Raw genomic sequence first — 18241 nt, 5'->3', positions numbered from 1 at the left:
CAATATGAATGCCTGGCTGACCCGGGACGAAGCGCTGGACAGGCTGGGCGTGCGGCCGCAGACCCTTTACGCCTATGTCAGTCGCGGCCAGATCGGCATGCGGCCCGATCCGGCAGATCCGCGCCGCAGCCTCTATCGTTCCGAGGACATCGCTGCTCTGACCACGCGCCGCGCCCGCGGTCGGCGGGTTTCGGCGATCGCCGAAAGCGCGGTGGCCTGGGGCGAACCGGTTTTCGCCACCGCCATTTCCACGGTGATCGGCGGTCGGCTGATCTATCGCGGCAAGGATGCGGTGGAGTTTTCCCGTACAGCGACACTGGAGGAAGCGGCGCGCCTTTTGTGGGCGGCCGATGGTCCGGCGCGTTTCGCGACATCGGGCGCTCCGACCGAGACGGGCCTCGCCCAGGCTTTCGCCGTGCTCGCGGCCTTGGCCGCGAAGGGACAGCCTTCGCTTGGGCGCACGGCAACGGCATTGCAGGCCGACGCGATGCCGGCGATCGCGGCCCTTGCCGGCGCGCTCGGCGCGACGCCGGGAACCGAGCCGGTGCATGCCAGGCTTGCCAGGGGCTGGCGTGTCGAACCGGCGACCGAGGTGATCCGCCGGGTGTTGGTGCTTGTGGCTGACCATGAGCTCAACGCCTCGGCTTTCGCGGCACGGGTGGCCGCCTCGACCGGCGCGCCGCTGGCCGCCTGTCTTCTGGCCGGTCTTTCGACGCTTTATGGCCCACGCCACGGCACCGCCGCCGAAGCCGTCGCCATGCTGGTGGACGATGCGGCGCGGCTTGGCGCGAAAGCCGCCATTGCGCGCTGGATCGACCATGACCGGCCATTGCCGGGCTTCGGCCACATGCTCTACCCGAATGGCGACCCGCGCGCCGCCGGCCTGCTGGCCGACATGGTGCTGGAAGACAATGTCGAGGAATTGCGTCATGCAGCGCACGCCGCGACCGGCAGCGAGCCGACGATCGATTTCGCGCTGGTGGCGTTGACCCGGTCCTATCGCCTGCCCGCCGACGCGCCGATCAGGCTGTTCGCGCTTGGCCGCAGCGTCGGCTGGACTGCGCATGCCATCGAACAGATCGCTTCGGGCAAGCCGATCCGCCCGCGCGCCCGCTATGAAGGGCAGTTGCCGGCAGAGGGATGAATCTAGAGCAGGCGGAACGGAATGCCGGTCAGCAGCGCCTTCACATAGCGCCGCTTCTGGTAGTGGCCGTTGAGCGAGACCCGCGACAGCGCCGTCGGTCGCTCCAGGCTGGTCGCGTCGAGCACGCCGGGCCGCGTCGTCACCGCCAGCTGGATGCCCGCCTTGGCCACCGCGTCGAATTCGCGTGGCGTCACCGCGACCTTGGTTCCATAGGGATAGGCGAAGGTCGTCGGCCGGCGCCCGATATAGGTTTCCACCGCCGCGATCGACCCGGAAATCTCGTCGGCGAGGCGGTCGGCGCCGACACGCGCCATGTTGATATGGGTCTGCGTATGGGCCCCGAAACGGGCGAGCGGGTCGGCGGCAAGCGCGCGCAGTTCGTCGGCGTTCATGATCAACTGGTCGACGATGGAGAGCGGTTCGATCATGCGCGAGCGCGCGGCCCGGTCGATCTGCGCCACCGCAACGTCTTCGTCGTTTGAGTGGACGTAGTGTACGATGCGCTCATAGGCGTCCTGCTTGCGGCTTGGCGTGTCGGTCAGCACCGTCTCGCCGCCACCGCCGAAGTCGAATTCGAACTTGTCCTTCGAGCGGGTCAGCACCTTGGCGGTCTCCCACCATATGGAGCGGGTGCGCTCGACGAAGCCCTTGGCGATGAAGATGGTGTAGGGCACGTGGTGCCGGCGGAACACCGGCGCGGCATGCTCGGCATTGTCGCGGAAGCCGTCGTCCAGCGTGAACACGACGAAGCGGCGCTTGTCCTGCCTGTCGGCGAGCAGTGCCGGCAGATCGTCCAGCGCCACCGGCGTCAGGCCGGTTCCGACGCAGACCCGGATCGCCTCGTCCAGGAATTCAGGCGTCACCGACAGCGTCGCGTTCGGGTCGAAGCCGCCGCGCCGGGCTGGGCGCACATGATGCAGGGTGAGAATGACGCCGCGACCCGCCGCCGCCGGCCACAGCGCACCTGCCCTGGTCAGGGCTACCCCTTCGAGGCCAGCGCGGATGGCGCCATGTTTCAGAAACCGCTTGGCCGAATTTTTCAGCGACATGCCGGCGCCCCGTCCGCGAAGCTGGCGGCATTGGCAAGGCGGCCTTCCGATCCAGGATGGCGTTGCACGGACATTCCTCGGCTCTGCTACGCGCCCGCGGAATGCAGGACGCGTCGATGGCCGATGGCACGGCCGCTGAAAGCCTATTCCAGCGCCAGTTAATAAACTGCCCGTGCAGCGCTACGTTTTGGGTGTCATCGCCTTGCCGGGCAAGGCGATGCCCGCAACCGCCTCAGCGGTATTTCATGTAGCCGACAAAGCCGGCGATGCGCCAACGGTCGCCATCGTTGCGGCAGAAATAGAGCGTCTGCCAGTTCAGCCGGTCGCTGCCGCCATCGGCCAGCGGCACGGTGCCGTCGAACTTCTTGTGCGCCACCGCGACATTGCCGTTGATCTCGATGCGGTTGAGCGTCACCGCCTTGAGCAGGGCCGATGGCAACGGCTCGGCATAGGCGACGGCGGCGGATTCGGCCGCCTGGCGCAGCCATTCGTCGCGATAGGCCTGCAGCGTCGGGAAGGCGGCGTTCCAATCGTCCTGGTTGGGAGAATTGTGGGCATGGATGCCGAGGAAGCGCACCTCGTCGAAATCATTGGCCACCATCGACCAATCCTGCGCGGCAAAGGCCTCGAAGTCGCGCGGCATCAGCATCTCCCAGATGAAGGCGCGGTCGGCGTCGCCGGCAAAGGGGTTCTTGGTCTCGGTCATGTCGGCTCCGGTAAGGTTCGTCTGCAGAAATGGTTCAGGAGAGTTTGCCGCGCGCGGCGACGGGCAGGATGTCGACGACGCGGTCGCCGGAAATCAGATAGACCTCGTCGAACAGATTGGTGACGACGCAGGCATGGTCGGGCAACACGCGCACGCGGTCGCCGACGGCAAGCCTGGCGCCGCCGCTGAGTTCGACCTTGCCATGCTCTTCGCTCAAGGCCGTGACGCGCGCGCCGGGGATGCCGACCAGTTCGCCATGGTCCGGCAGGCCGAGCAGGTCGCTCGACAGTGCCTTCGAGCCGCTGTCGAGGATGGCGCGGGTCGGCGTTGGTGCGGAGACGACGGTGGCGAGCACGGTCAGCGCGCAATCGTCCGCGCTGGCCGCACCCTTCTCGACCTGGTAGCGGTCCATATAGATGTAGGTGCCGGGCCGGTATTCGGTAACGATGGCTGCGTCCTGCCTGCGCCACATGTCGGGCGTGCCGCCGCTGGTCACGGTCTCGCAGGCGAAGCCTTCCTTTGCCAGCAGGTCGCGGGCGTCGGCGAGCCAGGTTTCCGCGGCTTCCGGCGCGCCGGCGGCGGGATAGGTCATCAGACCGCCGAAGGTCAGGCCGGGCGCCGAAGCGATCTGCTTTGCCAGCGTCAGCGCTTGCTCAGCCGTCTGCACGCCGCAGCGGGCGGCACCCGTGTCGCATTCGATCAGCACTTTCAGCGGGCGGCTAGCGTCCGTGAACATTTCAGCGAGCCCGGCGACGGTGGTCGCGCTGTCGGCGGTCACCGAAAGCGTCACGCGCCGATGCAGGGCCAGCAGCCGCTCCAGCTTCGCCTTGCCGATGATGTTGTAGGGCAGGAAGATGTCGGTCAGCCCGGCATCCGCCATCACCTCGGCCTCGCCGATCTTCTGGCAGGTGATGCCGGCGGCGCCGGCTTCGACCTGCTTTTTCGCGAAATAGGGCAATTTGTGCGTCTTGATATGCGGCCTGAGCTTCACGCCCGCCGCATCGGCAGCAGCCTGGGCGCGGGCGATGTTGCGCTCGGCGCGGTCGAGATCGATCAGCACGGCAGGCGTGTCGATTTCGGCGATGGTTTTCGGGCGTGGGCTCATCTTTTTGTCTCTTGTCGGCAGAAACGGTTGTCGATCTTTCAAACCTGGCCGGTGGCGGAGCGCCAGCTCTCGATCAGCTCCCGGTACCAGCGGGCACTCGATTTCAGCGTTCGCTGCTGGGTGGCGAAATCGACATACACGATGCCCCACCGCTTGGTGTAGCCAAGTTCCCATTCGAAATGGTCCAGGAACGACCAGACGAAGTAGCCATCGACACGAATGCCGGACCGCATCGCTTCAGTCAGCACCTGCAGGTGGCCCGACAGGAAGCGAATTCGCCCCGGATCGTCGACACGGCCGTCTTCGGAGAGCTGGTCTGGCATCGAACAGCCATTTTCGGTGATGACGACAGGCGGCAGCTTATCGCCGTAACGGTCGCGGAGGGCGGTCAGGACCTCGCCGAGGCCACTGGGCACGATCGGCCATCCCATCGTTGTTTCCGCGGCGCCGCCCGTCACCTCAACCTCGAAAGGCTCAAGGGCGGGCGTGGCAGCGGGTTTCAGCGCGGTGACCGTGAGCGGGTGGAAATAGGTCAGACCGAGCCAGTCGATCGGCGCCTTGATGATGTCCAAATCGCCTTCCCGCACCGCGGACCAGTTGGCGTCGGGCAGGGCCTCCAGTTCCTTCGGATAGCGGCCGAGCAGAACGGCATCGGTGACGAGGTTGTTGCGCAGCGCATCGAACAGGACGGTCGCGGCTCTGTCTTCGGGAGCATTCGAGGCGGGCCGGCAGGGTGAGGAATGATTGGTCAGGCCGATTCTGGCATTCGAATGCGCGCGGATCGCCCTTGTCGCCAGGCCATGGCCGAGAAGCAGGTGATGCATCACCGGCAGCGCCGCGCCGGTCGACAGTCGAAAGCCCGGCGCATGCTCGCCAAGCACATAGCTGTGGCGCATCAGCGTATAAGGCTCGGCAATGGTGAACCAGCTGCGGACCCGGTCGCCGAGCCTCCGTGCCACATGTTCTGCGAAGTCGGCGAAGCGTGTGCTGGTTTCACGCGCACACCAGCCTCCGTTCTCCATCAGCGCGGCGGGCATGTCGGAATGGAAAAGCGTGGCGATGGGTTCGATGCCCCGTTCCAGAAGACCGTCGACGAGCCGATCGTAAAAACCGAGGCCCGCTTCATTGACCGCGCCGCTGCCGGTCGGCTGGACCCGGGACCAGCAGACGGAGAAGCGATAGGCGCTGAGGCCCAGTTCGGTCATGATGCCGAGATCCTCGCGCCAGCGATGATAGTGGTTGGCCGAGACGGAACCGTCGCTGCCGTCGACGACGCGGCCGGGCTCTCGCAGGAATCGATCCCAGACCGATTCACCACGCCCATCCTCGGCGAGCGCGCCTTCGACCTGATAGGCGGCGGTCGCGACACCAAACAGAAAGTCGCGCGGGAATGTGGCACCGAGTGCTGCTGGTGTTTCAGCAATCACGCGAGACTGGCCGGAAAGGGTGGAGGGAAGTGCCACGGTCAATCTCCGAGCGGCAGGCGCGGATCGGCCACCTTCAGCGTGTTCACGCTTTGCTTGATCCGGCGCAGATTTTCCAATGCCTTCGATCCCCGCGCTTCGGCGGTTGCCGTGGCGATGATGTCGAGGATGGCCAGCAGCGCGTAGCGCGACGAGGTCGGCTTGTAGATGTTGCCGTCCTCGACCGCCTGGAACGGGATCACCGTTTCGGCCGCCTTGGCGAGCGCGGACTCCGGCGGCGTGACGGCCACGGTGACGGCGCCGTACTGGCGGGCCACCTGCACGGCCTCGACCGTCGAGCGCGCATAGCCCGACACCGAGAAGGCGACCACCGTGGTTTCGGGCGTCGCCACAGACGCATACATGCGCTGCAACTGTCCGTCGACCTGGGCGAGCGCCGACAGGCCGAGCCGGAACAGCCTGTTCTGCATTTCCGTCGCCATCATCGAGGAGATACCGCCGGAGCCGACGCACAGAATATTGCCGGAAACGGCTATGCGCTCGGCGATCTCGATCAGCTTCGGCATGGCGAGGCTGCCGGTGGCGCGCTGGATGGCGGCGATGGCGGATTCGGTGATGGCGGCCGCGATGCGCTGCTCGCGCACGTCGCTGCCGGGCGGCTCGGCCGACAGATACTGGCCGCCGATGGCGATGGCCTGGGCAAGGTAGAACTTGAAATCGCGCAGGCCTTCGCAGCCGAGGCTGCGGCAGAAGCGCGTCACCGTCGGTTCGCTGATGGCGGCCCGCGCGGCGATCTCGGAGATTGCCGCCTTGGAGACGAAATCGGGTTCGGACAGCACCATGCTGGCCAGCCGGCGATCCGACTTGGTGCCGTCCTGCGCCATCATTTGCAGGCGGGTGATGATGTCCGCCGGGCTTTTCACAGCGGCAGGCCCGTTGCCGTGTCGAAAAGATGGATGTTTCGGGGGGCGACGCTGACCGGAAGCTGGTCGCCGGGCTTCACTGCGATGCGGTCGCGGAACACCGCGCGCACCGGGTCGCTGCCGATGGCGCCATAGACATGGGTCTCGGAGCCGGTCGGTTCGACGACGTCGACACGAATGGTGATGGCGCCATCGCCGCCGGCGATAAAATGCTCGGGCCGAATGCCGGCCTCTATGGTGCCGCCAGCGGCTGCGCTGCCGGCAAGCTTCAGCCGGCCGCCGCCCGCAGGCTCGAACCAACCGCCGTCCGATGCCGCTTTCAGCGCCCCGGAAACGAAGCTCATCGATGGCGAGCCGATGAAGGAGGCGACGAACTTGTTTGCCGGCTTGTCATAGAGGTCGAGCGGCCTGCCTACCTGTTGGATACGGCCCTTGTCCATTACCACGATGCGGTCGGCCATGGTCATCGCCTCGATCTGGTCGTGCGTGACATAGACGATGGTGGATTTGAGCCGCTGGTGCAGCGCCTTGATCTCGGTGCGCATCTGCACGCGCAGTTGCGCGTCGAGATTGGAGAGCGGCTCGTCGAACAGGAAGACTGAAGGTTCGCGCACGATGGCGCGACCCATGGCGACACGCTGGCGCTGGCCACCTGAAAGCTGGCGTGGATAGCGGTCGAGATAGGAGAACAGGTTGAGGATGCCGGACGCTTTCTTGACCTTCTCCTCGACCACCGGCCCGCTCTCGCCGCGGATCTTGGGGCCGAAGCCGATGTTCTCCGCCGCTTTCAGATGCGGGAACAGCGCATAGGACTGGAACACCATGGCGATGTTGCGCTTCTGCGGCGGCAGGTTGTTGGACCGCACGCCGCCGACCAGCAGGTCGCCGGCATTGATCGTCTCCAGTCCGGCCAGCATGCGCAAAAGCGTTGACTTGCCGCAGCCCGATGGGCCGACCAGCACGACGAACTCGCCACTGGCGATCTCGAGATTGATGTCCTCCAGAATTTTGTGATGCCCGAAGGACTTTGACAGGTTGCGGAACGAGACGTCGGTCATGTCTGGCTAACCTCCCAGAATGTCGTCGATGAATGGCAGATAGCCCGCCGTCAAACCGGCATCGACAGGCATGACGACGCCGGTGATGCCCGAGGCGCGCTCTGAAGCGAGGAAGGCGACGGCTTCCGCCACTTCCTTCGCATTGACGATGCGCCCGAGCGGATAGAGCCGCTTCAGTTTGCCGAGAATGTCGGGGTTTTTCTCCAGCCGGTGATCCCAGGCGGCGGTGCGGATCGAGCCGGGGCACACGACATTGGCGCGCACGCCGCTGCGACCAAGCTCGACGGCAAGTGCCTTGGCATAGGCGTTGATGCCGGCCTTGGCGGCGGCATATGCCGGATTGCCGAAATGCGCGATGGCGTTGACCGAGGACACGAAGACGACGCTGCCGCCGCCGCGTTTCGCCATTGCCTTGGTCAGCGGGTCGGCGAAGGTCATCACGCCGGTCAGGTTGAGGTCGAGTTCGCGCTCGATGCTTGCCGCGTTGAGCGCGACAAGCGTCTCGGCGCGGGTCCAGCCGGCGTTGTTGACGAGGATGTCGGGCACGCCATCGCGTTCGACAAGGTTAGCCGCGGCCGTCTCCAGCGCGGCGCGATCCGTCAGGTCGAAGACATGGCGCGAGGCGATCGCCGGATTGCTCAGCGCCTCCATGGACTGGTCGCAGCCGACCACACGTGCGCCGCGCTCAGCAAGCAACGCGACCAGCGCCGAGCCCAGGCCGCCGCCCGCGCCGGTGATCACCACGGTCTTGCCCTGGAACTCTTTGTCGGACATCGCCCGTGCTCTCTCCCCCTGGCTGGACCTTTTCACGGCTAGGCGCAAAAATGTAATTAAGCAACAGAAAAATCTGCTTGAAAGGTGGATTTTGCACGATAATGTAGGAAAGTAACATGAAGGCAAAACCGCATGTTGCGACTCGGGCCGCCGGCCCGCAAAGACAATGGGAGAGATTTTATGAAACTGGCACGATGGACTGCCGGCCTCCTGGCCGGGTTGAGCATGCTGGCGGTGGCCGCACAGGCGGAAGCGGGCGAAGTGCGGGTGACCGTCGCCGAATACAGCTCCAAGACCGGCCCTTATTTCGAAGAGGTCAAGAAGGAATTCGAGGCGGCCAATCCCGGCACGACACTGAAGTTCGAAATAGTTCCGTGGGACGTGTTGCTGCAGAAGCTGACCACCGACATTGCCGCCGGCACCAATGCGGATCTCTCGATCATCGGCACGCGCTGGCTGATCGACTTCGTCCAGCAGGGCGTCGCCGAACCGCTCGACAGCTATGTGACGCCGGATTTCAAGGGCCGCTTCATCGAGACCTTCCTGTCGCCCTCGATCATGGAAGGCAAGACCTACGGTCTGCCGATCGCCGCTTCGGCGCGCGCGCTCTATTACAACAAGGACCTGTTCGACAAAGCCGGCATCAAGAACCCGCCAGCGACCTGGACCGAGCTTCAGGAGGACGCCCGCAAGATCAAGGCCAACGGCGCCTTCGGTTACGGCATCCAGGGCAAAGAGATCGAGACCGACGTCTATTATTATTACGCGATGTGGTCGTTCGGCACCGAAATCCTCAACAAGGATGGCACTTCCGGCCTGAGCACGCCCGGAGCGCTTGAGGCGGCCAAACTCTACAAGTCGATGATCGACGAAGGACTGACCCAGCCCGGTGTCACCTCGATGAACCGCGAGGACGTCATGGCCCTGTTCAAGCAGGGCAAGGTCGGCATGATGGTCACCGCGCCCTTCATGATGAACCAGCTCAAGGACGAGGCGCCGAACCTGAAATACGGCGTTGCCGCCATCCCGGCCGGTCCGACAGGCGCGCGCGGCACCTACGGCGTCACCGACTCCATCATCATGTTCAAGAATTCCAAGAACAAGGATGAGGCCTGGAAACTGCTCGACTTCCTGTTCACCACAAAGCAGCGCGCCAAGTTCACTCAGAACGAAGGCTTCCTGCCGGTGAACAAGGAAGAGGCCAAGATGCCGTATTATGTCGACAATGCCGGTCTTGCCGCCTTTACAGCACTGCTGCCCGAAGCCCGCTTCGCTCCGGTCATCCCGGGTTGGGAGGAGATCGCGCAGATCACCAGCGACGCTGTGCAGAAGATCTATCTCGGCCAGGGTGAGCCGGAGGCGACGCTGAAGGACGCCGCCGCCAAGGCAAACGGCGTGCTGAAGAAGTAGCAGCCGACGGCGCGCCCGGTTTCGCCGGGCGTGCCACGGCACGGCGAAGAATGCGGCACCAACCAGGCCGCCGCGCCTTCTCTCGCCCGATCTCCGCTTCGTCCGGCATCCTTCCGCATCAGAAGAGGGAACCGGTCAGGTCCACCGCGGCGCCGGTCTCGTTGCCTCCCTTCGAGGTCGTCGCCCAGGTGGACCTGATCGTTGGGCGGTCGCTTCCGCAGGACGGAAGCGGCTTCGTGAAGCGGGATCGGGCGAGGCCCCAACCGGATTAGACAGATTTTCGCATGCACAATCGCGCGCTGCCCTATCTGCTCACCTTGCCCAGCCTGTTTCTGGCTGCGGTGGTCATCTTCTGGCCGGTCTACGACCTGATCCAGATATCGACCCACGATGTCAGTCGTTTTGGCCAGCTGCGTGACTTCATCGGCTTTGCCAATTTCGCAGCCCTTGCGGGCGATCCCGACTTCATGGCCGCACTGTGGCGCACCGGCCTGTGGACGCTTTCGGTCGTCGCCGGCGCGCTGATCCTGTCGGTCCCCGTAGCGATGATCCTGAATTCCGACTTCTACGGCCGCGGTCTCGCCCGCATCATCATCATGCTGCCCTGGGCGGTCTCGCTGACCATGACCGCCGTGGTCTGGCGCTGGGCGCTGAACGGCGAAAGCGGCATGTTGAATTCGGCCCTGATCGGGCTCGGCATCATCGACCAGAACATCCAGTGGCTGGCCAGCGCCGGCACCGCCTTCCCGATGCAGGTGCTGATCGGTATCCTGGTGACGGTGCCGTTCACGGTCACCATCTTCCTCGGCGGTCTGTCCTCGATCCCCGACGATCTCTATGAGGCGGCCGCGCTCGAAGGGGCGTCCCCCTGGCAGCAATTCCGCACCATCACGCTGCCGCTGCTGAAGCCGTTCATCAACATCGCCATCGTGCTGAACATGATCTACGTCTTCAATTCCTTCCCGATCATCTGGGTGATGACGCAGGGCGGGCCCGCCAATTCCACCGACATCCTGGTCACCTATCTCTACAAGCTGGCCTTCCGCGTCGGCAAACTCGGCGAGGCCTCCGCCGTCTCGCTGGTGATGTTCGCCATATTGCTCATCTTCACCATGATCTATGTGCGGCTGGCCATGCGGGAGCGGCAGGCATGAAAAAGAGCAAACTCGTCCGTTCCATAATCGCCTGGCTTTTGCTGGCGCCGTTGATCGTCGTCACGCTGTTTCCCTTCGCGGTGATGTTCCTGACGGCGGTGAAGCCGCGCACCGAGGTTTTGTCTCCGACCTGGTGGCCGAGCGAATTCCGCTGGTCGAACTTCGCCGACATGTGGGTGGCGACCGGTTTCGGCCGGGCGCTCATCAATTCGCTCTACGTTTCGATCCTGGCCACCGTCGGCGCCATCCTGATTTCCATTCCCGCTGCCTATGCCATGTCGCGCTTCCGTTTCGCCGGCTACGGGCTGATGCGGCAGTTCCTGCTGGTCTCGCAGATGATCTCGTCCATCGTGCTGGTGCTCGGCCTGTTCCGGCTGATCGCCGCCTGGGGGCTGATCGAGAGCACGACGGCCGTTGGCGTCGTCTACATGGCCTTCAACGTCGCCTTCACCGTGTGGATGTTGCAGAGCTATTTCGACACCATCCCGCGCGATCTAGAGGAAGCGGCCTGGATGGAAGGGGCCAGCCGCTGGCTCACCCTGCGCAAGGTGTTCCTGCCGCTTTGCCTGCCGGCCATCGCCGTCACCGCCATCTTTACCTTCATCAACGCCTGGAATGAGTTCATCGTGGCATTGACGATCCTGCGCAGTCAGGAGAACTACACGCTGCCCATTCAGGTGTTCGCGCTGGTTGCCGGCCGCTACACCATCGAATGGCATCATGTGATGGCCGCGGCCTTGCTTGCCACGCTGCCGGTGGCGGTGATGTTTGCCTGGCTGCAGCGCTATCTCGTTCGCGGCCTCGCCATCGGCGCGGTCAAATAACAGGAGAAATTTGAGACATGTCACGCAAGCAGGTTTTCGGGTCCTCGCATGTGCCGCTTTCGCCGGCGGTCAGGGCCGGCGACTTCGTTTTCGTCTCGGGTCAGGTGCCGGTGCGCGCCGATGGCACGGTGGTCGATGGCGGTATCGAGCCGCAGACCCGGCAGGTGCTGGAAAACGTCAAGGCGGCGCTGGCGCTGGCCGGCGCCACCATGGACGATGTGGTGAAAACCACCGTTTGGATCGAGGACGCCCGCGACTTCGGCGGCATGAACAAGGTTTATGGCTCCGTCTTCGCCAAGGAGCCACCGGCCCGCACCACGGTGGAATCGCGGTTGATGATCGACATCAAGGTCGAGATCGAGGCCGTTGCCTACGCGCCGGTGAAATAAAGACCGGCACTTGCGCTAGCTTCTCCGCCCAAGCGGCGGAGGGGCACAACTCCCAAGCTGATAGAGTACCCCATGCGTATCTTCACCGCCTCGCTGGCGACCGAAACCAACACCTTCTCCCCCGTGCCGACCGACCGGGCATCCTTCGAGATGGCCTTTTATGCCGGGCCGGGCGAGCATCCGGAAACGCCGACTTTGTGCTCTTCGCCGATCGTCGCGTTGCGCCGTCGCGCCGCTGCCGAAGGGTTGACCGTGATCGAAGGTACGGCGACTTGGGCCGAGCCCGGCGGGCTGGTGCAGCGCCAGACGTTCGAAGCGCTGCGCGACGAAATTCTCGACCAGCTGCGCGCAGCGCTTCCCGTCGACGCCGTCATCCTCGGCCTGCATGGCGCGATGGTGGCGCAAGGCTATGACGATTGCGAGGGCGACCTCTTGGCGCGCGTGCGCGAGATCGTCGGGCCGGATGTCGTGGTCGCTTCCGAGCTCGACCCGCACAGCCATCTGACGCCGAAGCGGGTGGCGGCGGCCAACATCCTGGCCGCCTTCCTCGAATTCCCGCACACCGATTTCTATGAACGCGGCGAACATGTCGTCGAACTCGGCCTCGCCGCCGCGCGTGGCGAGATCAAGCCCGTCATCTCCACCTTCGATTGCCGCATGATCGAGGTGATGCCGACCAGCCGCCAGCCGATGCGCGGTTTCGTCGATCGCATCAAGGCGCTGCACGGCAAGGACGGCATCCTGTCGGTCTCCGTCATCCACGGCTTCATGGCCGCCGACGTGCCGGAGATGGGCGCGCGCGTCATGGTCGTCACCGACAATGACAAGAAGAAGGGCGACGCGCTGGCCGAGCGGCTGGGACGCGAGCTTTACGCGTTGCGCGGGCAGCTCGCCATGCCGATGCTGACGGCGGATCCGGGCATCGACCGCGCGCTTGTCGTGCGCGCTTCCGAGAGAGCAAAGCCGGTGGTCATCGCCGATGTCTGGGACAATCCCGGCGGCGGCGTCGCCGGCGACGGCACGTCGCTGCTGCGCGCGATGCTGGCGCGCGGGCTCAAGAATGTCGGCGTCGCCACCATCTGGGACCCGCTCGCCGTCACCTTTTGCCACGCTGCGGGCGAGGGTGCCGTCATCGACCTGCGCTTCGGCGGCAAGGCCGGCCCGCTCGCCGGCGAGCCGATCGACGCCAAGGTGCGCGTGGTCAAGGCCGTCGACGAAGGGTGGCAGAGCTTCGGCCCGAGCCGTGTGACGCTGGGCGCCGCAGCGCTGGTGCGGCTGGAAGGCACCGAGATCGACGTCATCCTCAACACCAACCGCACGCAGACTTTCGAGCCGGATATCTTTTCCAACTTGGGCCTCGATCCGCTGACGAAGGACGTGCTGCTGATCAAGTCGACCAACCATTTCTACGCCGGCTTCGAACCGATCGCCGCCGAGATCATCTATGTGTCGGCGCCGAGCTCCTATCCGAGCGACCCCAGGGCGACCGACTACGCCAAACTGGTGCGGCCGATCTGGCCGCGCGTCAGCGATCCTTGGAAAGACGCGCAGAACTAGGCTGGCCTGGACGGTCGACGTCGCGACGGCCAAACACCCCGCGACGCTGCCCGGCAAAGAGCCGAGGTCGACGGATTGCAACAATGGTCAGGCCGCGCACGCCGGTCGAGATACGATACGGCGTGCGCGACCGAACCCATTCCACCCGAACCCCAGGCGCGGGAAGTCTAGCCAAATTTACCGCGCCAGCGAACTTCCCGCTGAAATACACCCAAAAATAGTTGGAAGTACTGCCGCGCTTGCCCGGGTAGAGCATACGTGTTTGCGTCCGGTTACACTTTGCTGGCGGTCCCGGCTGGTGTAGAGAACGCGCTCGAAACTTCCAGGGACGGGTTGATGACAATGTCGAAAAATATTCGCGGTTTTCTGTCCGGCGGGCGCCGGAGCGTTGCCGCGGCCCTCGTCCTGCTCGGCATGGCGATGCCGGCAATGGGCCAGGAGGCCAAGCTCGATGCGGCAAAGCCGGCCGACGGTGCGCCCTGGTTGATCAATTGCGCCAGCGGGGTTTCGAGCACTGATCTCGAGTGCCAGGCTTCGCAGAACTTGACCGAAACCAAGACCGGCCAGCGCGTGCTGACGCTGACGGTGCGGCGGCAGGGGGAAAAGGGCGAACTGACCTTGCTGCTGGCCTTGCCGCATGGGCTGTTCTTGCCGTCAGGGGTCTCCTACCAGGTCGACGAAGGCGAAAAGGCGACCGCCGCCATCCAGACCAGCGACCAGAACGGCGCCTATGCGGCCGTGCCGCTGGCGCCGGCCCTGCTGAAGACGCTGAAATCCGGCACGACGCTGAGCATCGGCATGGAAGCGGTGACGCGCAAACCTGTCACCATCCCCGTCCCGTTGAAGGGCTTCACCGCCGCCGTCGACAAGATGGTAGCAACGAAGTAGCGGCTTGAACGCCGCGCTTCCTGTCGGGCGCGAAAAGGACACTCCAGCAGTTTGGCACAGCGGCTGGTTCGTTCCGAAAAGCGAACCCGATTTTCGAGGTTGTGGGCCAGGTCAATGTCCGGGCGCCTCGTCTTCCTCAGCCTCAGGTTCCAGTTGATCGAACGCGATTTGCCAGTCGGCGACGATATCGGCGCGCGCCTTGTCACCGCCCTGGGCCGCAAGCCGCGCCTCCTGTCTCAGCGCGATGCGTGCGGCAGCCCGCGCAACGCGGCCTGACGGCGGCACCCACCCTCGAGGTTCGACGCCTGTCGCCAGCGCTTCGCCGACCGCGGCCTTTGCCTCCAATGCTTCGCCGGTGCCATACCGGGTGAGCAGCGCCTGAAACGCCACGTGCAGGTCCGGATCGAAGGCCTGTTCCTCGCCGAGCGCGCCGATCACCGGATTGCCGGGATGCAGGAAGGCCAGCGGCAAGAGGCCGGCCGGGATCGGGGTGTTGGCCGAATGGGTGCGGCCGCTGGCCAGCAGCTTCGGCAGGAGATGTGTGTGCGGGCCGGGCGGCGAAACACCGCCAGTGTCCGGTCCGCCGATCTTCTGATAGACCTCGACGCGGCCGAGCGCGGTCAGCGCCACACGATGCGGATGCGTCGACAGGATGGCGGCGGTCGCATTGTTGCCTGCCTCGAACAAGGAGCGGCCGAGATTGGCGCGCAGCTCGCCAAGCAGCTTCGGGTCGCTGGTGCGGATGCAGAAATCGCACTGCGCCAGGCCGAGCCCCATGTCGAACAGGATGCCGGTGCGGTCGATACCGCGGATCGCGTGGTCGTCCGGTCCGATCTCGGTCAGCACCTTGCGTTCCGCGCGCCGCGCATTGGCCTCCGGCAGGCAGAGTGCCACGGCATGGCTCCAGCGATGTCGTTTCGGGCTCAGCGTCTCATAGGCGATCGCGGTCACGTCGGCGAGGCGCCGCCGCTCCAGCCGGATGCCACCGCGCCGCGTCGCGCGCGCCAGTTCCAGCCCGTCGTCGATCACCGGCTGTTCGCCCTTGTCCTGGTGGAATTCGGCAATGGCGCCGAAGGAACCCATGCTCCAGCCGGACCGCCAGTCGCCGAGATGGGTTTGCAGCAGCGGCTCAAGGTCGGTCATGGTCTTCTTCCTGTTGTTGGGCTGGTTCGGCGAGGTCGAGCGGTTGGACGACGGCTCGCCCGTGCGCCGTGCCGAAATAGGCCTCGACGCCATAGACATCGCGCAGCGCCTGCGGTGTCAGCACCTGGTCCGGCGCGCCGTCGGCCACCAGACGGCCGCCGTCGAGGATGAGCAGCCGGCTGCACCAGCGCGCCGCGAGACCGAGATCGTGCAGCGAGGCGACGACGCTGCGGCCTTGCCCCGCCAGTTCGGCAAACAGCCGCATCAGCGTGATCTGGTGCGACGGGTCGAGGCCGGCGGTCGGTTCGTCCGCGAGCAGCAGCGGTGTTTCCTGCGCCAGCGCGCGTGCGATCAGCACCCGCGCCTTTTCGCCGCCGGACAGTTCGGTCGCTGCGCGGTCGCGGAAGCCGTCCACTTCCATGCGCCGCATCGCCCGCTCCACGGCGGCGCGGTCGTCAGGCGACGGGGCGGCAAATCCCGCGCGGTGCGGAGTCCGCCCCAGCGCCACCACCATCTCGACCGGGATTGCCCAGGCAAGTTCGCGCTCCTGCGCCAGATAGGCCACCGCTGCAGCCCGTTCTCGGGCGTTCATCCCGGCGGCATCGCGTCCGTTGATGACGATGCTGCCTCGTGCCGCGACGAGGCCGAGCACCGAGCGCAGCAATGTCGACTTGCCGGCGCCGTTGGGGCCGATCAATCCGACGAATTCGCCCGGCCGGACGGTGAAGGAAATGTCTTCCAGCACGCGCCGGGCGCCGAGCGAGGCGGAAAGGCTGGTGAGGGTCAGCAGGCTCATGCCAGCCTCCGCCGTTCGCGATAGACGAGCCACAGGAAGAACGGCGCGCCGACGATCGCGGTGAGCACGCCGAGTTTGAGGTCCTTGCCCGGTGCGATGACGCGCACGAGGATGTCGGCGGCGAGAACCACCGCCGCGCCGCCAAGGGCGGAAGCCGGCAGCAGCCGCGAGGGCCGTGCTCCCACCAGCGGTCGCAGCAGATGCGGCACCACCAGCCCGACGAAGCCGATGGCGCCGGCCACGGCGGTGGCGGCGCCCACGGAAGCGGCGGTGCCGAGCACCGCCAGGCGCTGCACGCGGCGTATGTCGATGCCCAGCGAGGCCGCGGTGTCGCTGCCGAGCGTCAAGGCGTCGAGCGCGCGGCCGAGTGTCAGCAGCACCGCCCAGCCGGCAAGCATGAACGGCGCCGCCAGCCAGACATGGGTCATCGAACGGTCGGTGAGCGAGCCGAGCATCCAGAACATGATCTCCAACGCCGCGAAGGGATTGGGCGACAGGTTGAGCGCTAGCGAGGTCATGGCCCCGGCGAGGCTGGAGACGGCGACGCCGGCCAGGATGATGGTAAGCGTGCTGCCGCGCCCTCCGGCGAGCGCCTGCACGACGATGACGGCGACCATCGCCCCCGCGAGCGCTGCCAGTGGCAAGGCGAAGGGAAACAGCATCGTCAGGCCGGAATAGATGGCGAGCACGGCGCCGAGCGAGGCCGAGGCGCTGACGCCGATCAGGCCGGGTTCAGCCAACGGGTTGCGCAGATAGCCTTGCAGGGCCGCGCCCGAAAGGCCGAGCGTGGCGCCGACCATCAAGCCGAGGAGCGCGCGCGGCAGCCGGATCTCGCGCATGATGAGTACGATTTCGTCCGCCTTGTCGGAGAACAGCGCGCGCATGCTGTCGCCGAAGGCGATGGCTGCCGGACCGACCGTCAGCGACAGCATGAACAGCAGCACGACCAGGACTGTCAGCGCCGCGAGCAGGGCGCGGTAGCGGGTCGTTTCACTCATGGCTTTTCGGCTCCCGAATGATCGCTGGCCGCCTCGACAAGCAATTGCACTGCCTCCGCCGTGAACGGGGTGCCGCAGATCGTGTATCTGGCCGGCACGGAAATGCTGCCGGTTTCCGCCGCCAGCGTTCTGTAGGCGGGGTGGACAAAGGTCTGCTGGGCAAGGGCCGGCGCGGCGTAGCGCGCCTCGCTGTCGACCAGCATGTCCGGCCTGGCCATGACCAGCAACTCCAGCGGCAATTGCTGGGTTCCGGACATGCCAAGCCTGGTGGCGAGATTGGTCAGGCCCGACGCGGTTACCACCGCGTCGACCAGGGTGCCGGCGCCGGAGGTGTAGGCATTGGCGTAATAGGTAGCGACGGTGATGTCGGGATGCGCCTTGGCCCTGGCTGCGGCCAGCTTGCGGTCGAGCTCGGCCACCAGCGCCTCGGCGCGGTTGCGGCGGCCGAGCATGTCGCCCATCCGCCTGAGGCCCGCCTTGACGTCGTCGAAGGAGGTTTCGGGCGCGAATTCCTCAACGCGGATACCGAGCCTCCTGAGCAGGCCGACCGTCGCTCGCGTCGTATAGCTGCCGGCAAGAACGAGGTCCGGCTGCATCAGGAACACTTCCTCGGCCAATCCGTGATTGATCGCGAAGCGCTGTGCTTCGTCCACCAGCACCGAGGTGTTGGGATCGGCGGCAAGATAGGAAACGGAATGAAGCTGGCCGTCGGCGGCCAACAGCATTGCCATCTGGTCGGTGCAGACATTCGTCGAGACGACGCGTCGCGGCGCCTCGCCGGCGCGCGCCGCGCCGGCAAACGCGACGAGGGCAAGGCCCGCTGTCAGTGCAAAGGCGGCGGCACGGTCGATCCAGCCGGTGTGGCTTGTGCTGTCTGGTGCCATCGCCTTGTCCTCGTT

General features: G+C 65.6%; 18 protein-coding genes. 7 read left to right on the top strand and 11 right to left on the bottom strand.

Annotated elements, in window-relative coordinates; translation table 11 throughout:
* Positions 1-4 precede the first annotated feature (4 nt).
* Complete coding sequence (locus tag FZF13_RS06355; RefSeq protein WP_024922608.1) at positions 5-1144, top strand: citrate synthase; 1140 nt, start codon at positions 5-7, stop codon at positions 1142-1144.
* 2 nt (positions 1145-1146) lie between these two features.
* On the opposite strand, the gene FZF13_RS06350 is transcribed toward FZF13_RS06355, so the two are convergent.
* From FZF13_RS06350 to FZF13_RS06320, 7 genes are all read right to left on the bottom strand, one after another.
* The gene (locus FZF13_RS06350; RefSeq protein WP_024922609.1) at positions 1147-2193 is read right to left on the bottom strand and encodes a polysaccharide deacetylase family protein; all 1047 of its coding nucleotides are present in this window, start codon (positions 2191-2193) and stop codon (positions 1147-1149) included.
* Positions 2194-2425: 232 nt separating this feature from the next.
* Positions 2426-2899, bottom strand: coding sequence for a hypothetical protein (locus tag FZF13_RS06345; protein WP_024922610.1), 474 nt, complete (start codon positions 2897-2899; stop codon positions 2426-2428).
* Positions 2900-2933: 34 nt separating this feature from the next.
* Positions 2934-4004, bottom strand: a complete 1071-nt coding sequence (locus FZF13_RS06340; RefSeq protein ID WP_024922611.1) for a D-TA family PLP-dependent enzyme — start codon at positions 4002-4004, stop codon at positions 2934-2936.
* Between the two features lie 38 nt (positions 4005-4042).
* Entirely contained in the window at positions 4043-5467 is a 1425-nt protein-coding gene (locus tag FZF13_RS06335) for a GH1 family beta-glucosidase (protein ID WP_024922612.1), read from the bottom strand.
* A 2-nt stretch (positions 5468-5469) separates the two neighbouring features.
* A complete protein-coding gene (locus FZF13_RS06330; protein WP_024922613.1) occupies positions 5470-6351 on the bottom strand; it encodes a MurR/RpiR family transcriptional regulator in 882 nt (293 codons plus the stop codon).
* Positions 6348-7409: an ABC transporter ATP-binding protein gene (locus FZF13_RS06325; protein ID WP_024922614.1), complete on the bottom strand. Its 1062-nt coding sequence runs from the start codon at positions 7407-7409 to the stop codon at positions 6348-6350. Before FZF13_RS06325 ends, FZF13_RS06330 begins: the two co-directional genes overlap by 4 nt.
* Positions 7410-7415: 6 nt before the next feature.
* Positions 7416-8183: an SDR family oxidoreductase gene (locus FZF13_RS06320; protein WP_024922615.1), complete on the bottom strand. Its 768-nt coding sequence runs from the start codon at positions 8181-8183 to the stop codon at positions 7416-7418.
* Between the two features lie 180 nt (positions 8184-8363).
* Between FZF13_RS06320 and FZF13_RS06315 the strand changes: the two genes are divergently transcribed.
* From FZF13_RS06315 to FZF13_RS06290, 6 genes are all read left to right on the top strand, one after another.
* A complete protein-coding gene (locus FZF13_RS06315; protein ID WP_024922616.1) occupies positions 8364-9593 on the top strand; it encodes an ABC transporter substrate-binding protein in 1230 nt (409 codons plus the stop codon).
* A gap of 284 nt (positions 9594-9877) precedes the next feature.
* Complete coding sequence (locus FZF13_RS06310; protein ID WP_024922618.1) at positions 9878-10747, top strand: carbohydrate ABC transporter permease; 870 nt, start codon at positions 9878-9880, stop codon at positions 10745-10747.
* A complete protein-coding gene (locus tag FZF13_RS06305) occupies positions 10744-11571 on the top strand; it encodes a carbohydrate ABC transporter permease (protein ID WP_024922619.1) in 828 nt (275 codons plus the stop codon). The genes FZF13_RS06310 and FZF13_RS06305 overlap by 4 nt, the downstream gene beginning before the upstream one ends.
* 17 nt (positions 11572-11588) lie before the next feature.
* Positions 11589-11960, top strand: coding sequence for a RidA family protein (locus FZF13_RS06300; protein WP_024922620.1), 372 nt, complete (start codon positions 11589-11591; stop codon positions 11958-11960).
* A 72-nt stretch (positions 11961-12032) separates the two neighbouring features.
* Positions 12033-13517, top strand: coding sequence for a M81 family metallopeptidase (locus FZF13_RS06295; RefSeq protein WP_024922621.1), 1485 nt, complete (start codon positions 12033-12035; stop codon positions 13515-13517).
* A gap of 336 nt (positions 13518-13853) precedes the next feature.
* Positions 13854-14405, top strand: a complete 552-nt coding sequence (locus FZF13_RS06290; RefSeq protein ID WP_244431155.1) for an invasion associated locus B family protein — start codon at positions 13854-13856, stop codon at positions 14403-14405.
* Positions 14406-14516: 111 nt separating this feature from the next.
* Here the strand turns inward: FZF13_RS06290 and FZF13_RS06285 are convergent, their stop codons facing one another.
* From FZF13_RS06285 to FZF13_RS06270, 4 genes are read right to left on the bottom strand one after another with little or no spacing between them, the layout of a single operon-like run.
* A complete protein-coding gene (locus FZF13_RS06285) occupies positions 14517-15548 on the bottom strand; it encodes a DUF6925 family protein (protein WP_024927244.1) in 1032 nt (343 codons plus the stop codon).
* A complete protein-coding gene (locus FZF13_RS06280) occupies positions 15535-16344 on the bottom strand; it encodes an ABC transporter ATP-binding protein (RefSeq protein ID WP_024924415.1) in 810 nt (269 codons plus the stop codon). The genes FZF13_RS06285 and FZF13_RS06280 overlap by 14 nt, the downstream gene beginning before the upstream one ends.
* A complete protein-coding gene (locus FZF13_RS06275) occupies positions 16341-17342 on the bottom strand; it encodes a FecCD family ABC transporter permease (protein ID WP_024924416.1) in 1002 nt (333 codons plus the stop codon). The genes FZF13_RS06280 and FZF13_RS06275 overlap by 4 nt, the downstream gene beginning before the upstream one ends.
* Positions 17339-18226, bottom strand: a complete 888-nt coding sequence (locus FZF13_RS06270; protein WP_051504798.1) for an ABC transporter substrate-binding protein — start codon at positions 18224-18226, stop codon at positions 17339-17341. The genes FZF13_RS06275 and FZF13_RS06270 overlap by 4 nt, the downstream gene beginning before the upstream one ends.
* Positions 18227-18241: the final 15 nt, after the last annotated feature.

This window comes from Mesorhizobium terrae (assembly GCF_008727715.1).
Classification (GTDB): Bacteria; Pseudomonadota; Alphaproteobacteria; order Rhizobiales; family Rhizobiaceae; genus Mesorhizobium; species Mesorhizobium terrae.
The sequence above is the reverse complement of the archived record's forward strand: the minus strand, read 5'-3'. Positions and strand labels throughout refer to the sequence as shown.

Bases quoted from the DNA above. Each gene is read 5' to 3' on its own strand.
- FZF13_RS06275 (WP_024924416.1), bottom strand. From the start codon at position 17,342: ATGAGTGAAACGACCCGCTACCGCGCCCTGCTCGCGGCGCTGACAGTC.
- FZF13_RS06285 (WP_024927244.1), bottom strand. From the start codon at position 15,548: ATGACCGACCTTGAGCCGCTGCTGCAAACCCATCTCGGCGACTGGCGG.
- FZF13_RS06320 (WP_024922615.1), bottom strand. From the start codon at position 8,183: ATGTCCGACAAAGAGTTCCAGGGCAAGACCGTGGTGATCACCGGCGCG.
- FZF13_RS06315 (WP_024922616.1), top strand. From the start codon at position 8,364: ATGAAACTGGCACGATGGACTGCCGGCCTCCTGGCCGGGTTGAGCATG.
- FZF13_RS06355 (WP_024922608.1), top strand. From the start codon at position 5: ATGAATGCCTGGCTGACCCGGGACGAAGCGCTGGACAGGCTGGGCGTG.
- FZF13_RS06340 (WP_024922611.1), bottom strand. From the start codon at position 4,004: ATGAGCCCACGCCCGAAAACCATCGCCGAAATCGACACGCCTGCCGTG.
- FZF13_RS06350 (WP_024922609.1), bottom strand. From the start codon at position 2,193: ATGTCGCTGAAAAATTCGGCCAAGCGGTTTCTGAAACATGGCGCCATC.
- FZF13_RS06310 (WP_024922618.1), top strand. From the start codon at position 9,878: ATGCACAATCGCGCGCTGCCCTATCTGCTCACCTTGCCCAGCCTGTTT.
- FZF13_RS06270 (WP_051504798.1), bottom strand. From the start codon at position 18,226: ATGGCACCAGACAGCACAAGCCACACCGGCTGGATCGACCGTGCCGCC.
- FZF13_RS06325 (WP_024922614.1), bottom strand. From the start codon at position 7,409: ATGACCGACGTCTCGTTCCGCAACCTGTCAAAGTCCTTCGGGCATCAC.
- FZF13_RS06290 (WP_244431155.1), top strand. From the start codon at position 13,854: ATGACAATGTCGAAAAATATTCGCGGTTTTCTGTCCGGCGGGCGCCGG.
- FZF13_RS06345 (WP_024922610.1), bottom strand. From the start codon at position 2,899: ATGACCGAGACCAAGAACCCCTTTGCCGGCGACGCCGACCGCGCCTTC.
- FZF13_RS06280 (WP_024924415.1), bottom strand. From the start codon at position 16,344: ATGAGCCTGCTGACCCTCACCAGCCTTTCCGCCTCGCTCGGCGCCCGG.
- FZF13_RS06295 (WP_024922621.1), top strand. From the start codon at position 12,033: ATGCGTATCTTCACCGCCTCGCTGGCGACCGAAACCAACACCTTCTCC.
- FZF13_RS06300 (WP_024922620.1), top strand. From the start codon at position 11,589: ATGTCACGCAAGCAGGTTTTCGGGTCCTCGCATGTGCCGCTTTCGCCG.
- FZF13_RS06305 (WP_024922619.1), top strand. From the start codon at position 10,744: ATGAAAAAGAGCAAACTCGTCCGTTCCATAATCGCCTGGCTTTTGCTG.